At 75.6% G+C, this 1,240-nt stretch carries 1 pseudogene; it reads left to right on the plus strand.

The features are described from left to right. A pseudogene (locus ACFQ87_RS46620) lies at positions 1 to 1,240 on the plus strand (AMP-binding protein); the annotation flags it as partial.

Below are 1,240 nucleotides of genomic sequence, written 5' to 3' on the forward strand. Positions count from 1 at the left end.
CTCCCGGAGCAGACCGCCCTGTTCGACAGCATCGTGGTCGTCGAGAACTACCCGGTCGACTCCGACGCGGCCGCCGGGCACGGCCTGCGCCTGCGCGAGCTGGACGGCATCGAGACCACCAACTACCCGCTCACCTTGCTGGCCCTCCCGGGGCCCGAACTGGCCCTGCGCCTGTGCTACGACCCGCGGTTGTTCGATGCCGACACGGTCCGGCGGATGGCCGGGCAGCTCGCGGCCCTGCTGACCGGCATGCCCGAGGGGGCCGGGCGCCCGCCCGCGCGACTGCCGCTGCTGACCGCCGGGGAGCGCCGGCGGATCCTCGCCGACTGGAACGACACGGCCGTCGATCGACCCGAGCGCAGCGTCGCCGAGCTGTTCGCCGAGCAGGTGCGCCGCACCCCCGACGCGATCGCCCTGGAGGCCGCGGACGAGCACTTCAGCTACCGTGAACTCGACGCCCGCGCGGCCGTGTTGGCCGGACGGCTGGCCGCGCTCGGGGTCGCCGCCGAGCGCCCGGTCGGCGTGCTGATGAACCGGTCCGTCGCCCTGGTCACCGCCCAGTTGGCCCTGGTCCGCACCGGCGGCGTCTACGTGCCGCTGGACGGCCGGGCGCCGCGCGAGCGGCTGCACCGCATGCTGGCCGAGGCGGGCGCGGACCTGCTGCTCACCGACCTGGACTGGGCCCCGACGGCCGTCGAACTGCTCCCGGCGGAAGGGGTGTTGAGGGTCGACCGGACCGACCCCGTCGACCGGACCGACCCCGTCGAGCGGCCACAGCCCGCCGTCGCGGCGGTCCACCCCGACCACCTCCAGTACCTGATGTTCACCTCGGGCTCCACCGGCACCCCCAAGGGTGTCGCGGTGCGTCAGCGCGATGTCGCCGCGCTCGCCCTGGACCGCGCCTTCGCCGGCCACGACCGGGTGCTGGTGCACTCCCCGCACGCCTTCGACGCCGCCACCTACGAGCTCTGGGTGGCGGGGGCACCGCCGTCCTGGCCCCGCCGGGGGACCTGGACGCCGCCGCCGTCCGCCACGCCGTCACCGAGCGGGGCGTGCGCTGCCTGTGGCTGACCGCCGGACTGTTCCGCCTCCTCGCCCAGGAGGACCCGGGCTGCCTGCGCGGTGCCCGTGAGGTGTGGACCGGCGGCGAGGCGGTGCCGGGCGCGGTCGTCCGCAAGGTCCTGGAGGCCTGCCCCGACCTCACCTTGGTGGACGGCGATGGCCCGACCGAGACCAACAC

The organism is Kitasatospora sp. NPDC056531, assembly GCF_042794375.1.
Lineage (GTDB): Bacteria > Actinomycetota > Actinomycetes > Streptomycetales > Streptomycetaceae > Kitasatospora.